This window comes from Streptomyces sp. NPDC006314 (genome assembly GCF_040613075.1).
Lineage (GTDB): Bacteria > Actinomycetota > Actinomycetes > Streptomycetales > Streptomycetaceae > Streptomyces.
The window spans coordinates 72852-88153 of the sequence record NZ_JBEXRL010000015.1 but is presented as its reverse complement, the minus strand read 5'-3'; the positions used below and the strand labels follow the sequence as shown (position 1 = coordinate 88153).

The 15302-nt window shown below is 69.6% G+C and carries 10 protein-coding genes; 5 read left to right on the top strand and 5 right to left on the bottom strand.

Translation table 11 applies throughout. From position 1 onward, the window contains the following. Positions 1 to 32: 32 nt before the first annotated feature. A complete protein-coding gene (locus ABZ079_RS25745) occupies positions 33 to 1850 on the bottom strand; it encodes a hypothetical protein (RefSeq protein WP_356941803.1) in 1818 nt (605 codons plus the stop codon). Between the two features lie 80 nt (positions 1851 to 1930). On the opposite strand from ABZ079_RS25745, the gene ABZ079_RS25740 reads away from it, so the two are divergent. Next, a complete protein-coding gene (locus ABZ079_RS25740) occupies positions 1931 to 3178 on the top strand; it encodes a hypothetical protein (RefSeq protein WP_356941802.1) in 1248 nt (415 codons plus the stop codon). A 27-nt stretch (positions 3179 to 3205) separates the two neighbouring features. On the opposite strand, the gene ABZ079_RS25735 is transcribed toward ABZ079_RS25740, so the two are convergent. From ABZ079_RS25735 to ABZ079_RS25720, 4 genes are read right to left on the bottom strand one after another with little or no spacing between them, the layout of a single operon-like run. Next, the gene (locus ABZ079_RS25735; RefSeq protein WP_356941801.1) at positions 3206 to 3976 is read right to left on the bottom strand and encodes a succinate dehydrogenase/fumarate reductase iron-sulfur subunit; all 771 of its coding nucleotides are present in this window, start codon (positions 3974 to 3976) and stop codon (positions 3206 to 3208) included. Further along, entirely contained in the window at positions 3973 to 5928 is a 1956-nt protein-coding gene (locus ABZ079_RS25730) for a fumarate reductase/succinate dehydrogenase flavoprotein subunit (protein WP_356941800.1), read from the bottom strand. The genes ABZ079_RS25735 and ABZ079_RS25730 overlap by 4 nt, the downstream gene beginning before the upstream one ends. A 23-nt stretch (positions 5929 to 5951) precedes the next feature. After that, the gene (locus tag ABZ079_RS25725) at positions 5952 to 6773 is read right to left on the bottom strand and encodes a hypothetical protein (protein WP_356941799.1); all 822 of its coding nucleotides are present in this window, start codon (positions 6771 to 6773) and stop codon (positions 5952 to 5954) included. 28 nt (positions 6774 to 6801) lie between these two features. Continuing rightward, a complete protein-coding gene (locus tag ABZ079_RS25720; protein WP_356941798.1) occupies positions 6802 to 7092 on the bottom strand; it encodes a hypothetical protein in 291 nt (96 codons plus the stop codon). Between the two features lie 315 nt (positions 7093 to 7407). Here ABZ079_RS25720 and ABZ079_RS25715 point away from each other — a divergent pair, with 315 nt between their 5' ends. The 4 genes from ABZ079_RS25715 (at position 7408) to ABZ079_RS25700 (ending at position 15222) form a co-directional block, all read left to right on the top strand. Next, positions 7408 to 9588, top strand: a complete 2181-nt coding sequence (locus ABZ079_RS25715) for an ABC transporter family substrate-binding protein (protein WP_356941797.1) — start codon at positions 7408 to 7410, stop codon at positions 9586 to 9588. A 192-nt stretch (positions 9589 to 9780) separates the two neighbouring features. Further along, on the top strand, positions 9781 to 11688 hold the full coding sequence (gene typA / locus ABZ079_RS25710) for a translational GTPase TypA (protein ID WP_356941796.1): 1908 nt from the start codon (positions 9781 to 9783) through the stop codon (positions 11686 to 11688). 566 nt (positions 11689 to 12254) lie between these two features. Continuing rightward, positions 12255 to 13289: an ABC transporter permease gene (locus ABZ079_RS25705; RefSeq protein WP_356941795.1), complete on the top strand. Its 1035-nt coding sequence runs from the start codon at positions 12255 to 12257 to the stop codon at positions 13287 to 13289. 124 nt (positions 13290 to 13413) lie between these two features. Then, positions 13414 to 15222, top strand: a complete 1809-nt coding sequence (locus tag ABZ079_RS25700; RefSeq protein WP_356941794.1) for an ABC transporter substrate-binding protein — start codon at positions 13414 to 13416, stop codon at positions 15220 to 15222. Positions 15223 to 15302 lie beyond the last annotated feature (80 nt).

The window sequence follows — 15302 nt, the reverse complement described above, 5'->3', positions numbered from 1 at the left end:
CCACCGCCCCCACCCAGAGGCTTCCCGGGTGGCTATGGAGCCGCCGCGAAGCGATGTCTGCCCCGGCTCTGCGGTCCGCCGAAGCTTGCCGGGGGGCCGCCCGCCGGGTCCTCGGCCAGGAGGATCCCGCCGAGGACGGCACCGATCAGGCCCGTCGAGTCGCCGTCGGGGCCGGCGTACGGGTTGCCGTGCGCCCGCACGTCCCGTTCGGCCAGTTCGCGGGCCCGGCGGCCCTCGGTGTCGGCCCCCTCGGCATCCTCCGCGGCGAGCGACCGCACCGCCTCCGCCAGCCGGGCCCGCGCCTCCGCGCCCACCGCGCCCCGGTGCACCGCCACGAACTCCTCCGCCCCGGTGACGGAACCCCGTGCCACGAGCAGCGCGGCGGTGTCCAGCACCCCCGACCGCCCCACCCCCAGCCGCGCAACGGCCCGCGTGATCCGGCGCAACGCGTCCAGCGGGTCATACGGCCCCCCGGTCAACTCCGCGCGGACGGCGGCCAACACGCCGTCCGCATGAGCGAGCCGGGCACGCGACTCGCCGATGGCCGGGAAGGGCCCCGCCTCGCTCTCCCGCGTCACTTTGCGCGCCGCCCCGTTCTCCGGCGCCGCCTTGCCACCCCGCGCTGCCTCCCCTCCCCCCGCCATCTCACCCTCCCGTTCCCGCGCCGTCTCTCCCTCCGGTGCCATCTCGTCCTCCCGAGCCATCTCCTCCTCCCGAGTCACCCCGCCCTTCCACGCCACCTCGTCCTTCCACGTCGCCCCGTCCTCCCGCGCCGCCTCTTCCCTCCGCGGCGTCTCCTCCCTCAGCGCCACCTCCCCCTTCCGCACCACCGTGAGCTTCGCCTCGCCGTCGGTGAGCGTGGGTGGGACGAGGTCGGTTGCCTGCCGTAGCAGGGCCGCCAGCCGTTCCACTGCGCCCACGAGGGCACCGGCCTGGGCGATGGCGCCCTCGGCGGCGCGCAGGTGTCCCGCCGCACGCGCTGCGTCGGCGGAATCGTCGGCTTGGCGGGCCCGGTTGAGGTGGGCCGTGGCGAACAGCAGCCGGTCCTTAGCCTGTTCGATGTACCCGGTGACGGACGCGGCGGCCAGGGGTGGATACCGCTCGTGCAGTGCCGTGAGCGTGCCCTGGGCCTTTGCCGTCCGTGCCGTCAGCTCCCGGAACCGCTCCTCGGCGACCTCCAGCGCACCGCCCACCCCCGTTTCCAGCCCCCGCAGCCGGTCCAGGGCCGGCGCCTCGGTGTCCAGCCGGCGCCCGGCCTCCGCGCACCGCCCGACCACCCCCACCAGCGCCTGCCGTCGCGCATCCGCTTCCGCCGGCATCCCCTCCTCGTACCGCCGCCAGATCGCGAACGCGGCCGAAAGCTCGGTCTCGGCGGCCCGCAGGGCGTGCGTGAACCGTTCGGCCTCCGCCTCGCCGAACCGCTCCCGTACGAAGGACAGTTCCTCCCGGCTGGTGCGCACGCAGTCGTCGGCCAGCACCAGCGCCGCGCGGGCCTGACGTTCGGAGTCGGCCGGTGCGGGCGTGGGCGGGTGTGCGGAGACGATCCCCGGCGTTGTCCGGGAGCGCGCACGCCGGGTGCGGCGCAGGTAGCCGTATCCGGCCAGTACGACGGCCGCGCCGCCGGCCATCAGCGGCAGTACGAGATCCGCGGTGGACGTCTCGTCCTGCTGCGGCGCGGCGGCGCCGGCGACCGGCCCGGAGGCCATGGGAACCGGATCGCGGCCGGTGACCGTCATCACCGGCAACACCAGCCCGGCCCCCACCACGGCACTCAGCACGGCATGCGCCACCCGCATCCGTATCTGCGCCTTGGCGCGCCGGGGGCGGCCCCGGATCAGGGAGGACGTCACATTTTGGAGCGTATGGGCAGGTAGGCGGCTTCGCGAGCGGGATGGATGCGGGTGGGGGACGAGACGTACAGGGGGACGGGATGGACAACGGAGAGACGACCCGGCCGGAGGCGGGGGAACCCGAGGTAACGGCCAGGCCGGGGGTGGGGGAGCCCGATGGCACGGCCAGGCCGGGCGTGGGGGAGCCCGATGGCACGACCGGGCCGGATGCACAGAACGCCGACGACTCGACGCGGTCCAGGGCGCAGTCGGCCGACGCCCCGACCCGGCCCGAGGCACATCCGGCCGCCGCTGCCGCCCAGGCAAGCCCGCAGCCGGCCGCTCGTAGGCGGCGGCGTGTTCTGCGCTATGCCCTCACCGCACTCGCCCTGCTTCTCCTCCCCCTCCTCACCGCCGAGACCGCCCTGCGCCTCAACTACACCGGTGATCCGGCCCCCGGCACCCGCACGCGCCACCGGGACGCCCTCTGGCTGGGCCATGCCTGGGTGGACGGGCGTAAGAGCGGCAAGGACGTCGAGGCGCTCGCCGGGCGGCTGCGCGGCAGCGGGATCCGTGATCTGTACGTCCACTCCGGGCCGCTGGAGCACGACGGCACCCTGCCCGACTCGGCGTATCCGAGGGCCCGTTGGCTCGTCGCGGCCGTCCACCGGGAGCTGCCCGGCGTCCGTGTCCAGGCCTGGCTCGGCGACAGACTGGCCAGTGAGGGCCCCCGAGGTCTGCGCCTGGACCGCCCCGCGACCCGCGCGGCCGTCCTCGCCTCCACCCGCCGCGTCCTCGCCGCCGGCTTCGAGGGCGCCCACTTCGACCTGGAACCCCTCCACTCCGGCGACCGCGACTACCTGACGCTCCTGGACGGCCTGCGGGATCTCACCCGTGCCCGGCACGCCCTGCTCTCCGTGGCCGCCCATCAGATCGACCCGCTGCCCGCGCTCCACTCCCTCGCCGGCGCGGTCACCGGGCACCCGAAGTGGTGGTCGCAGGCGTACTTCGGGCAGGTGGCCCGCCGGGTCGACCAGATCGCCGTGATGTCGTACGACACCGCGCAGCCGTTGCCCAGCCTGTACGGCGGTTATGTGGCCCAGCAGACGAGCCTCGCCCTGGAGGTCATCCCGGAGACGACCGACCTCCTGATGGGGCTGCCCTTCTACCACACGGACAAGCCGGGCCACTGGGCGCACGCCGAGACCGTCCCGGCCGCCGTCCGCGGCGTCCGCCTGGGCCTGTCCCGCACCGATGCCGACCGCGCCCGTTTCGGCGTCGCCCTGTATGTCGATTTCGCGGCGACGGAGGCGGACTGGCGGGCGTACCGGGAAGACTGGGTCGCATGACCGCGGCCCGGCACCCCGGCCGCGGTGCTACGAAGACCGCCTCCTGATCTTCGAGCCCAGCCACACCAGCGGGTCGTACTTGCGGTCGACGGCCCGTTCCTTCAGGGGGATCAGGGCGTTGTCCGTGATCTTGATGCCCTCGGGGCAGACCTCCGTGCAGCACTTGGTGATGTTGCAGTAGCCGAGACCGTGTTCGTCCTGGGCCGCGCGTCCCCGGTCCAGGCCCGTCTCGGCGGCCGCGTCCAGCGGGTGCATGTCCAGTTCCGCGACGCGCATCAAAAAGCGCGGGCCGGCGAACACCGTCTTGTTCTCCTCGTGGTCGCGGACCACATGGCAGGTGGCCTGGCACAGGAAGCACTCGATGCACTTGCGGAACTCCTGCGAGCGGTTCACGTCCTCCTGCATCATCCGGTACTCGCCGGGGCCGAGTCCGGCCGGCGGCACGAACGCGGGGACCTCCCTGGCCTTCCGGTAGTTGAAGCCGACGTCGGTCACCAGGTCCCGGATCACCGGGAACGCGCGCAGGGGTGTGACGGTGACGGTCTCCTCGCGGTCGAACACCGACATACGGGTCATGCACATCAGCCGGGGACGGCCGTTGATCTCCGCGGAGCACGAACCGCACTTGCCCGCCTTGCAGTTCCAGCGCACGGCGAGGTCGGGCGCCTGGGTGGCCTGGAGGCGGTGGATGATGTCGAGCACCACCTCGCCGTCGTTGACCTCGACCTTGAAATCCTCCAGGCCGCCGCCCTGCACATCGCCCCGCCACACCTTGAAGCGGGCCTCGTAGCTGCTCATTCGTACAGCTCCTCTTCGGCGAGGTACTTGACCAGCTCCTCCTTCTCGAAGAGGGCGAGCAGGTCGGGGCGGATGGGGTCGGTGGTCTCGCGGGTCAGGCGGATCTGGCCGCGGGCGGGGTCGGTCGCCGCGAGGCCGCCGGTGGCGTCGGCGAGGGTGCACATGAGGTTCACGTTGCGCCAGGCGCGGTCCATCGCCGGGTGGTCCTCGCGGGTGTGCCCGCCGCGCGACTCGGTGCGCTCCAGCGCGGCCCGCGCCACGCACTCGCTGACCAGCAGCATGTTCCTGAGGTCCAGAGCCAGGTGCCAGCCGGGGTTGAACTGGCGGTGGCCCTCCACCCCGGCCCGGCGCGCCCGTACCCGCAGCTCGGCCAGCTTGCGCAGGGCCTGCTCCATCTCGCCCTCGCGGCGGATGATCCCGACCAGGTCGTTCATGGTCTGCTGGAGTTCCTGGTGGAGGGTGTACGGGTTCTCCGGCGGGACGGCCTCGCCCTCCGTCTCCGCGGAGAAGGGCCGGAGGGCTTCCGCAGCGGCCGTGTCGACCTGCGCGTCGTCCACCGGCGGGCGCTGGTAGGCCAGCCCCTGCGCGTACTCGGCCGCGTACCGGCCCGCCCGGCGCCCGAACACCAGCAGATCGGACAGCGAGTTGCCGCCGAGCCGGTTGGAACCGTGCATGCCGCCGGCCACCTCACCGGCCGCGAACAGCCCCGGCACGCCGCGCGCGGCCGCCGTGTCGGACTCGACGGCGATGCCGCCCATCACGTAATGGCAGGTCGGGCCGACCTCCATCGCCTCCGCCGTGATGTCGACGTCGGCCAGCTCCTTGAACTGGTGGTACATGGAGGGCAGCCGGCGCCGGATGACCTCCGCCGGCATACGCGTCGAGACGTCCAGGAAGACCCCGCCGTGTGGGGAGCCGCGGCCCGCCTTCACCTCGGCGTTGATCGCGCGGGCCACCTCGTCGCGGGGGAGCAGCTCCGGGGGGCGGCGGTTGTTGTCGGGGTCCTCGTACCACCGGTCGGCCTCCTCCTCCGACTCGGCGTACTTCTCCTTGAACACGTCCGGGATGTAGTCGAACATGAACCGCTTGCCCTCGGAGTTCCGGAGGACCCCGCCGTCCCCGCGCACCGACTCGGTGACGAGGATGCCCTTCACCGACGGCGGCCAGACCATGCCCGTCGGGTGGAACTGCACGAACTCCATGTTCAGCAGCGGCGCCCCGGCCAGCAGCGCGAGGGCGTGGCCGTCGCCGGTGTACTCCCACGAGTTCGAGGTGACCTTGAAGGACTTGCCGATACCGCCGGTCGCGACGACCACGGCCGGGGCCTCCAAGACGAAGAAACGGCCGGTCTCGCGCTCGTACGCGAAGACTCCCGAGACCCTGCCCGCGGCGGAGCCGCTGTCGGACGCCGTGTCCTTGAGGATCCGGGTGACCGTGCACTCCTGGAAGACCTTCAGCCGCGACTCGTAGTCCCCGGTCTCCTTGAAGTCCTCCTGTTGCAGCGCGACGATCTTCTGCTGGAGGGTGCGGATCAGCTCCAGGCCCGTACGGTCGCCGACGTGCGCGAGGCGCGGGTACTCGTGGCCGCCGAAGTTGCGCTGGGAGATCCTGCCGTCCTTCGTACGGTCGAACAGCGCGCCCCACGTCTCCAGCTCCCACACCCGGTCGGGGGCCTCCTGGGCGTGCAGCTCGGCCATCCGCCACTGGTTGAGGAACTTGCCGCCGCGCATGGTGTCGCGGAAGTGGACCTGCCAGGTGTCGTGTTCGTTGGCGTTGGCCATGGCCGCCGCGATACCGCCCTCGGCCATCACCGTGTGCGCCTTGCCGAACAAGGACTTGCAGATCACCGCCGTACGGGCGCCCCGTTCGCGCGCCTCGATCGCGGCCCGCAGCCCGGCGCCGCCCGCGCCGACCACGACGACGTCCCACTCCTGCCGGTCCACCACGGGCATCAGTCAGTCCCTCACTGGAATCTCTAGAAGAAGCGCGGATCGTCGAGGACCCCGGACGCGACCAGATAGACGTAGAAGTCGGCGAGCGCCACGCTCACCAGCGACGTCCAGGCCAGCAGCATGTGCCGGGCGTTGAGCTTCCCGATGAACTGCCACGTCCGGTAGCGCACGGGGTGCTGGGAGAAGTGCTTGAGCTTCCCGCCGACGATGTGCCGGCAGGAGTGGCAGGAGAGTGTGTACGCCCAGATCAGCACGATGTTGGCCAGGAAGACCAGGGTGCCGAGGCCCATGTGGCCCCAGCGGTAGTGCGTGTCCCGGAAGGCCAGCACGGTGTCGTAGGTCAGCACGCCCGCGACCAGCAGGGCGGCGTAGAAGAAGTACCGGTGGACGTTCTGCAGGATCAGCGGGAAGCGGGTCTCGCCGGTGTACTTCTTGTGCGGCTCGGCCACCGCGCAGGCGGGTGGGGACGCCCAGAAGCTGCGGTAGTACGCCTTGCGGTAGTAGTAGCAGGTCAGCCGGAAGCCGAGCGGGAAGATCAGGATGATGATCGCCGGTGAGACGCCCCACCAGCTCCCGAAGAGGTCGGCGTTCGGCCCGGCGTGCATGGTCCGGCAGTTCTCGGCCAGGCAGGGTGAGTAGAACGGCGAGACGTATGGCGCCGCGTAGTAGTCCGCGTTCGCGAAGGCCCGCCAGGTCGAGTAGACGACGAAGGCGAACAGACCGGCCGCGGTGACGGCGGGCGCCAGCCACCAGCGGTCGGTCCGCAGATGCGGCGCGGCGATCGCGGCGCGCGTACCGGTGCGTACGCCGCCGCTGCTCTGTTGGGGTTCCGTACCAGTAGCCAAGGGAGCACTCCGGTCGGTTTCGGGGATGTCAGGGGGCGCGGCGGTCGCGGGCGCCCAGGCCCTCGTCGTCCGAGTCCGTCCACAGGCTGAGGTCGTAGGGCGTGTCGGAGATGGTGACGAGGTCGGGTCGGCGGGACGCGTCGGGGGTGGCCGCCGCCTCCCGCAGCAGGGCCACGCTCTCGCGCAGATGGTCGGCGTCCAACCGGACCCGCCGCATCTCCAGGCCGCCGCTGCCGAGCTGGTGCTCCAGGCGTCCCAACGACCGGTACAGATCGTCGAGGGAGCGCTGGACCGAGGTGATGTCGTCGTGCACGGTCATGACTTGCCCCTCACTTCCATGGGTCCGGCGGGACCTGGGCGGCAACGTTCATGCGCCTTGGAGTGTTGCGCGCCACACACGCCGATGTGAAGGCATGTGCAGCGATTGGCGGAGGCGCATCGGTGCATCTCCGGGTGTGTTGCGCCGCACGAGTGGGGTTACCGCCCGTCGTCGCCGTGTCGCCCGCTGTGGCCGGATCCTTTCCTCTTCAGTGGCCGCATAGATCTGATCAGCTCCATATACCGCCAAAAGTGATCAGCTCCATATCCCGACAAAAGTGAGCATAAGGCCCGCGGCTTCCCGGAGGTAGCAGAGATGTCCTACGACGGCGTCGGCCCGCGCGCGGTCAAGCGTTCGGTCGCCTTCCTCACCGCGGGAGCGCTCGCGGTGCCCCTCCTCACCGGGTGCGGCTCCGACGAGAAGACCGCCGGCCCGCTCGCGCCGCAGGACATCGCCCTCGCCGCCCGCGACCAGATCGCCGACGGCGGCACCCTGAAATGGGCCGTGGACGCCGTGCCGGAGACGCTCAACACCTTCCAGGCCGACGCCGACACCGGCACCACCCGGGTCGCCCAGGCCGTGCTGCCGTCGATGTTCCGGCTCGACGCGAACGGCCGCCCGGTGGCGAATCCCGCCTATCTGGAGTCGGCCGAGGTCATCGAGACCGAACCGCGCCAGGTCGTGCTGTACAAGCTGAACCAGCAGGCCGTCTGGAGCAACGGCCGGGAGATCGGCGCCGCCGACTTCGCCGCCCAGTGGCGTGCCCTGTCCGGCAAGGACAGCGCCTACTGGACCGCCCGCAACGCCGGCTACGAACGCATCGCCAAGATCGAGCGCGGTGCCAGCGACCTCCAGGTCCGGGTCACCTTCTCCCGCCCCTACGCCGACTGGAGGTCGCTGTTCTCGCCGCTGTACCCGAAGGAGGTCATGGGCACCCCGGACGCCTTCAACGACGGCGCCCGCCGCAAGCTGCAGGTCACCGCCGGCCCCTTCAAGCTGGAGAAGGTCGACACCGCCGCGAAGGACGTGGTCCTCACCCGCAACGCGCGCTGGTGGGGCAAGCCCGCGAAACTCAGTGAGATCGTGCTGCACGCCGTATCCCGTGACAAGCGTGCCGCCGCGCTCGCCGACGGCAGTGTGGACCTCGCCGACATCGACACCGCCGACGCCCAGCGGATCGCCCTCGCCACCCGCCAGAAGGGCACCGGGACCCCGCTGCAGGGCGGCGGGAAGACCTCCGTGAAGAAGCTGCGCTCCTGGGCGCTCGCGCACGGCTTCTCCTCCGACGAGGTGAAGGCCGGCAGGAAGAAGCTGCGCAAGGCCGTCTCCGAGTACCTGGAGCAGCAGGAGGCCCTGCGCGCCTTCGACGTCCGCAGGTCCCTGGAGCCCGCCTACACCCAGCTCGCACTCAACGGATCCGGCGGCCCGCTCGCCGATGAACGGGTCCGGCGGGCCGTCGCCCGGGCGCTGGACCGCGAGGAACTGGCCAAGCTGGTCCTCACCCCCCTGGGCCTGCCCGCCGTCCCGGTCGGCAGCCATCTCGCCCTGTCCGGGCAGGCCGCCTACGCCGACAACAGCGGCGCCATCGGCGGCCAGGACACCAAGGAGGCGCAGGCGCTGCTCGCCGACGCCGGCTGGGTGCCCGGCGGCCCTGTCAAGGAGAAGAAGGGGGAGAAGGCGGCCGGCCCCGGGAGCAAGAAGAACGAGAAGGGGGAGAAGTCCGACGGCGGCGGGGACGGCGAGTACGTCGTCGGCGAGGACGACAAGAGCCGGGAGGACAGGGGGAAGCGCCACGAGTCCGCCGAGGGCCGGCGCGAGCACGGCGAGGAGGGCGGCCAGCACCTCGCGCAGGAGGGCAAGCACGGCAGCGCGCCCGGTGCGTACGCGCCCAAGGGAACGGCCGCTCCGGCCGCCGGGGCGGCCGGAGCGCTCGCCAAGGACGGCAAGCCGCTCGCCCTCCGCTTCGTGCTGCCCTCCGGGCCCGGCTCCGAGACCCTGAACACGGTCGCCAAGAGGATCACGGCGATGCTGGAGCGGGTCGGCATCCGGACGACGATCACCAAGGTCTCGGACCAGAGCTACTTCAAGGACCACATCGCCTCCGGCGACTACGACCTCGCCCTGTACTCCTGGCCGTCCTCCGCCTTCCCCGCGACCGACGCACGGCCCATCTACGCCAAGCCGGTGCCGGCGGCCGACGGGTCGGTGAACGTCGAGCAGAACTACACGCGGGTCGGCACCGACCAGGTCGACCAGCTCTTCGACCAGGCGGAGGCGACGCTGGACGAGGACGAGGCGCGTTCGCTGATCCGCAAGGCCGACGCCCGGATCTGGGCGTCGGCGGGCTCCATTCCGCTCTACCAGCGGCCACAGCTGGTGGGCGCGCGGAAGGATCTGGTCAACGCGGGGGCGTTCGGATTCCAGACGCCGATCTACGAGGACATGGGCTTTCTGAAGAAGGGAGCGAAGGTTTCGGCCAGCCCGAAGAAGGGTTGAGCGGCCTGGCCCGATGCGGGTCGCGGGGTGCTCGGCGAGCGGTTCCCCGCGCCCCTTGGGTCGGCCCGGCGAGCCCCAGCCACAGAGGACCCGTACCATGGGGTGAGGCCGTGGCGTGTTCAAGCCCGGCAGGCCCGCGTCACACGGACGTACACAGAGGGCCTTCTCACCACTCTGGGAGTTCGCCGCATTATGGCCACGCGCCACGACATCCGCAACGTCGCCATCGTCGCCCACGTCGACCACGGCAAGACCACCATCGTCGACGGCATGCTGAAGCAGGCCGGCGCGTTCGCCGCCCACCAGCTCGAAGGCGTCGACGACCGCATGATGGACTCGAACGACCTGGAGCGTGAGAAGGGCATCACGATCCTCGCCAAGAACACGGCGGTCAAGTACCACCCGAAGGACGGCGGGGACCCGATCACGATCAACATCATCGACACCCCCGGCCACGCCGACTTCGGTGGCGAGGTCGAGCGCGGTCTGTCGATGGTCGACGGCGTCGTGCTGCTGGTGGACGCCTCCGAGGGTCCGCTGCCGCAGACCCGGTTCGTGCTGCGCAAGGCGCTGCAGGCCCGGCTCCCCGTCATCCTGTGCATCAACAAGACGGACCGCCCGGACGCCCGGATCGACGAGGTCGTCAACGAGACCTACGACCTCTTCCTCGACCTGGACGCGGACGAGGAGCAGATCGAGTTCCCGATCGTCTACGCCTGTGGCCGTGACGGCATCGCCTCGCTGACCAAGCCGGACAACGGCACGGTCCCGGCCGACAGCGACAGCCTGGAGCCGTTCTTCTCCACGATCCTGGAGCACATCCCGGCCCCGACGTACGACGAGGACGCCCCGCTCCAGGCCCACGTCACCAACCTCGACGCCGACAACTTCCTCGGCCGTATCGCGCTGCTCCGCGTCGAGCAGGGCGAGCTGCGCAAGGGCCAGACGGTCGCCTGGATCAAGCGTGACGGCTCGATCAGCAACGTCCGCATCTCCGAGCTGATGATGACCGAGGCGCTCACCCGCAAGCCCGCCGAGAAGGCCGGCCCGGGTGACATCTGCGCCGTCGCCGGTATCCCGGACATCATGATCGGCGAGACCCTCGCCGACACCGAGAACCCGGTCCCGCTGCCGCTGATCACGGTCGACGAGCCCGCGATCTCGATGACGATCGGTACGAACACCTCGCCGCTGGTCGGCCGCGGCGGCACCGGCAAGGGCGCCGACGCCAAGGCTGCCGTGAAGGACCGCAAGGTCACCGCCCGCCAGGTCAAGGACCGGTTGGACCGCGAGCTGATCGGTAACGTCTCCCTGCGGGTCCTCGACACCGAGCGCCCGGACGCCTGGGAGGTCCAGGGCCGTGGCGAGCTGGCGCTGGCCATCCTGGTCGAGCAGATGCGCCGCGAGGGCTACGAGCTGACCGTCGGCAAGCCGCAGGTCGTCACCAAGGACGTCGACGGCAAGGTCTACGAGCCGGTCGAGCGCATGACGATCGACGTGCCCGAGGAGCACATGGGCGCCGTCACCCAGCTCATGGGCGTCCGCAAGGGCCGCATGGACAACATGTCGAACCACGGCTCCGGCTGGGTCCGCATGGAGTTCGTCGTGCCCTCGCGCGGCCTCATCGGCTTCCGTACCGAGTTCCTGACCCAGACCCGGGGCACGGGTATCGGCCACTCCATCCACGAGGGCTTCGAGCCCTGGTTCGGCAACCTCACGACCCGCAACAACGGCTCCCTGGTAGCCGACCGCTCCGGCGCCGTCACCGCCTTCGCGATGACGAACCTGCAGGAGCGCGGCGTGCTGTTCGTGGAGCCGGGCACCGAGGTGTACGAGGGCATGATCGTCGGCGAGAACTCCCGCTCCGACGACATGGACGTCAACATCACCAAGGAGAAGAAGCTCACGAACATGCGGTCGTCGTCGGCCGACTCGTTCGAGGCGATCGTGCCGCCGCGCAAGTTGTCGCTGGAGCAGTCGCTGGAGTTCTGCCGCGACGACGAGTGCGTCGAGGTGACCCCGGAGGCCGTTCGCATCCGCAAGGTCGTGCTCGACCAGCGTGAGCGGGCCCGCGCCGCGAGCCGCGCCAAGCACAGCTGATCCAAGGACACTTGAGCCCGGGTCCCCCCAGGATGGGGGGACCCGGGCTTTTTGCAACCCGTTTTCCGGCGGCCGGTGATCGAAGACCCGGGGCCCGACGTCCGGAATGCGGAGATCCCCGACCGATAGCCATGTAACACGTCCGTTTCGCGGCCTTCTCCCGCCGAACAGTTTGTCCAGTTTTTGGAAGTTCTCCGCGGCAGCTGTGACTGAATTGAGATTTAAAGACGGTGGTCGCCACCTGGCTCATGGCAGATAGTTAGCCGCGTAGCGCTCGGGTCAATGGGTCTCGCGCTGTGGGGACAGCGCCGACTCACGAGCACCAGGGGGTGTCTGACCCTCCGTCAGGGGTGTCGGAGGGAAGACGGTAACCCTCTCCTGTTGGTGAACACGTGAAGTCATGAGGAGGAACCCCCATGCGCGGTGTCACAAACACCAAGTGGGTCAGTTCGTCGCTTCCAGCGGTGTGATTCGGCTGTAGAACTACGCGCGTCCGACTGCGGGTTTCGCGCGTTCTCGGAGTACCCGGACACCTCTCACACTCATATCTGTGAAACGGACGAACCGTGACAAGTCCTATCGACATTGAGGGCGGCGGGACTTCGGTCGTCGTCGACGGCGAACCAGGGCCGGAGGCGAAGAACGAAGCCGTCAAGCTCGAAGGCCGGTCTCCCGGCCAGCTGATGTGGATGCGCTTCAAGCGCGACCGCACCGGCGTGATCTCGGCCTACGTCGTGGGCTTCTTCTTCCTGCTCGGCCTGCTCGCCCCGGTGATCTCCAAGCTGTACGGCAAGGACCCGTACACGGTGTACGCGGACGAGCGCCCGGAACTCTTCGACAGTGCCGGCGTGCCCGTGCAGCCCAACGGCGGCATCAGCGGCGAGTTCTGGTTCGGTCTCGAACCCGGCAACGGCTACGACGTCTTCACCAAGCTGGTCTACGGCATCCGCACCTCGCTGATGATCTCGGTCGCCGTCACTCTCGCGGTCGTCGTGACCGGCATCCTGCTCGGCGTCACCGCCGGCTACATCGGCGGCAAGACCGACTACTTCATCGGCCGGGTCATCGACTTCCTGCTCGCCTTCCCGGCGCAGCTGTTCTTCATCGCGAGCATGCCGGTCGTGGTCTCCCTGTTCGTCAGCCCGCGCGACGAGACGCCCACCTACGTCCGGGTGGTGGCGCTGATCCTCGTGCAGTGGTTCCTGGGCTGGATGGGACTCGGCCGCATCCTGCGCGGCACCGCGCTCGCCCTGCGCGAGCGGGAGTTCATCGAGGCGGCCAAGGTCAGCGGGGCCTCGCCGTGGCGGATCATCCGCAAGGAGCTCCTGCCGAACATCGTCACCCCGCTGCTGGTGCAGTCGACGTACCTGCTGCCCGGCTTCGTGACGGCCGAGGCCGGTCTGTCCTACCTGGGCGTGGGCATCGTCGAACCGACGCCTGACTGGGGGCAGATGTTCTCCAAGGCGTCCACCGAACTGGTGATGCAGAACGACATCACCTACATGTTCTTCCCCGGCATCTCGATGATCATTTTCGTCGTCGCGTTCAACCTGCTCGGGGACTCGGTCAGAGACGCATTCGATCCCAAGACCGCGCGCTGACCTCAGCACCTCAACCACACGGAACGTCAGTTCCGCGGTACCTCACTGCACTTCCAGCAGTTCTTTTCGCACTGGTGACACACAGAACGCACTGGTGACACACAGATGGGTGGGAATCTTCGTGATGAGTAGGGGCGGACGCCACGCCTACGGCGCACTCTCCGTGCTCGCGGCCGGAGCTCTTGTGCTCACCGGTTGCAGCAAGGGCGGCAGCGACAGTGACGAAGGCAGCAAGAAGCAGCAGGACAACGCCAAGCGCCAGCAGGCGTCCATTAAGTTCGGGGACGCGGACGCCTCCACGGGTCCGGCCGCGGCCGTGCCCGGCGCCAAGCCCGGCGGCACGATGGAGGTGCTGCAGCGCGACACCTACGCCCACCTCGACCCGGGTCAGATCTACGTCTCCGACGAGGGCTCCCTCGCGTCGCTGCTCCACCGCGGCCTGACGGGTTACAAGGCCACGAGCAACGACGGCAGCAAGCACGAGGTGGTCGGCGACCTCGCCACCGATTCCGGCACCACCACCGACGGCGGCAAGACCTGGAAGTTCACGCTCAAGGACGGCATCAAGTTCCAGGACGGTTCCCCGATCACGTCCAAGGACGTCCGGCACAGCGTCGAGCGGCTCTTCGCGCCGTTCATCAACCAGGGCCCCACCTACCTCCAGCAGTGGCTGGCCGACAAGCCGGGCACCGAGTACCGCAAACTCCTCAAGGACGGTCCGTACAAGGGCAAGCACCTGCCCGGCTCCGTGCTGGAGACGCCGGACGAGAAGACCGTCGTCTTCCACTTCAAGACCCCGCACCCCGACCTGCCCTACGCGCTGGCGATGGCGGGCTACGCGGTGGTCTCGCAGAAGGGCGACACCAAGGAGAGGTACGACAAGGCGCCGGTGGTGACCGGTCCGTACAAGATCCAGTCGTTCAAGTCCGGCAAGTCGATGGTGCTGGTCAAGAACACCAACTGGGACCCGAAGACGGACCCGATCCGCCACCAGTACGTGGACCGGTTCAACATCACGTTCAACCAGCAGTACGAGACCTCCACCAAGGCCCTGCTCGCCGACACCGGCGCGGACCAGACCGGCGTCAGCTTCAACAACCAGGTCGACGCGGGCAACCTGTCCCAGGTGCTGCGCGACCCGAAGATGAAGACGCGCACGGTCTCCGGCTACCAGCCGTACGTGGGCCAGATGAACATCAACATGAGCCACCCGGCGATGAAGGACAAGACGGTCCGCGAGGCCATCGCCTACGCTCTGCCGATCACCCCGTTCGTGCGGGCCTACGGCGGCAACGACGCCATGGAGGTCGCGGGCGGCCTGATCTCCCCCACCGTCTCCGGCTACGACGCCGCGTTCGACCCGTGGGGCAAGAAGAAGAAGCCCGCCGGTGACCCGGCCAAGGCCAAGGAGCTGCTGAAGAAGGCCGGCAAGCTCAACATGAAGCTGACCTTCGGCTACATCAACACCCCCGAGGGCCAGCAGTACTCCACCGCCATGGCGGCGGGTCTGAAGAAGGCCGGCTTCAACGTCCAGCGCCAGGAGATCCCGGCCGAGACCTACTACGACCAGGTCTCCAAGCTGGACAACAACTACGACATCTTCCACACCGCGTGGGGTGCCGACTGGCCGTCCGCCTCGACCGTGATCCCGCCGCTGTACGACGGCCGTGTGATCGCCGACGGCGCGCAGAACTACTCGCAGGTCAACGACCCGAAGATCAACAGCGAGATCGACCGGATCAACAAGATCACCGACCCGGTCAAGTCGGCGGCCGAGTGGGAGAAGCTGGACCAGTACATCGTGAAGGACAGCCTCAACGTCGTCCCGACCGCGTACTACAAGCAGACCCAGATCGCCGGCTCCAAGGTCGGCGGCCTCGTCTACGACGACGTGCTCGGCGGCATCGACCCGCGTCGCCTCTACCTCAAGTAACCGTTCCCTCCGGTACCCGGCGCGCCCGTACCAAGGGTGCGCCGGGTACCGCCCGGACCGCCGACGTCTGAGAGCTGCCC

What these genes read in the sequence shown, in the direction of transcription:
- ABZ079_RS25740 (WP_356941802.1), top strand. Translation starts at nt 1,931, where the DNA reads ATGGACAACGGAGAGACGACCCGGCCGGAGGCGGGGGAACCCGAGGTA.
- ABZ079_RS25735 (WP_356941801.1), bottom strand. Translation starts at nt 3,976, where the DNA reads ATGAGCAGCTACGAGGCCCGCTTCAAGGTGTGGCGGGGCGATGTGCAG.
- ABZ079_RS25730 (WP_356941800.1), bottom strand. Translation starts at nt 5,928, where the DNA reads ATGCCCGTGGTGGACCGGCAGGAGTGGGACGTCGTCGTGGTCGGCGCG.
- ABZ079_RS25720 (WP_356941798.1), bottom strand. Translation starts at nt 7,092, where the DNA reads ATGACCGTGCACGACGACATCACCTCGGTCCAGCGCTCCCTCGACGAT.
- ABZ079_RS25715 (WP_356941797.1), top strand. Translation starts at nt 7,408, where the DNA reads ATGTCCTACGACGGCGTCGGCCCGCGCGCGGTCAAGCGTTCGGTCGCC.
- typA (WP_356941796.1), top strand. Translation starts at nt 9,781, where the DNA reads ATGGCCACGCGCCACGACATCCGCAACGTCGCCATCGTCGCCCACGTC.
- ABZ079_RS25700 (WP_356941794.1), top strand. Translation starts at nt 13,414, where the DNA reads ATGAGTAGGGGCGGACGCCACGCCTACGGCGCACTCTCCGTGCTCGCG.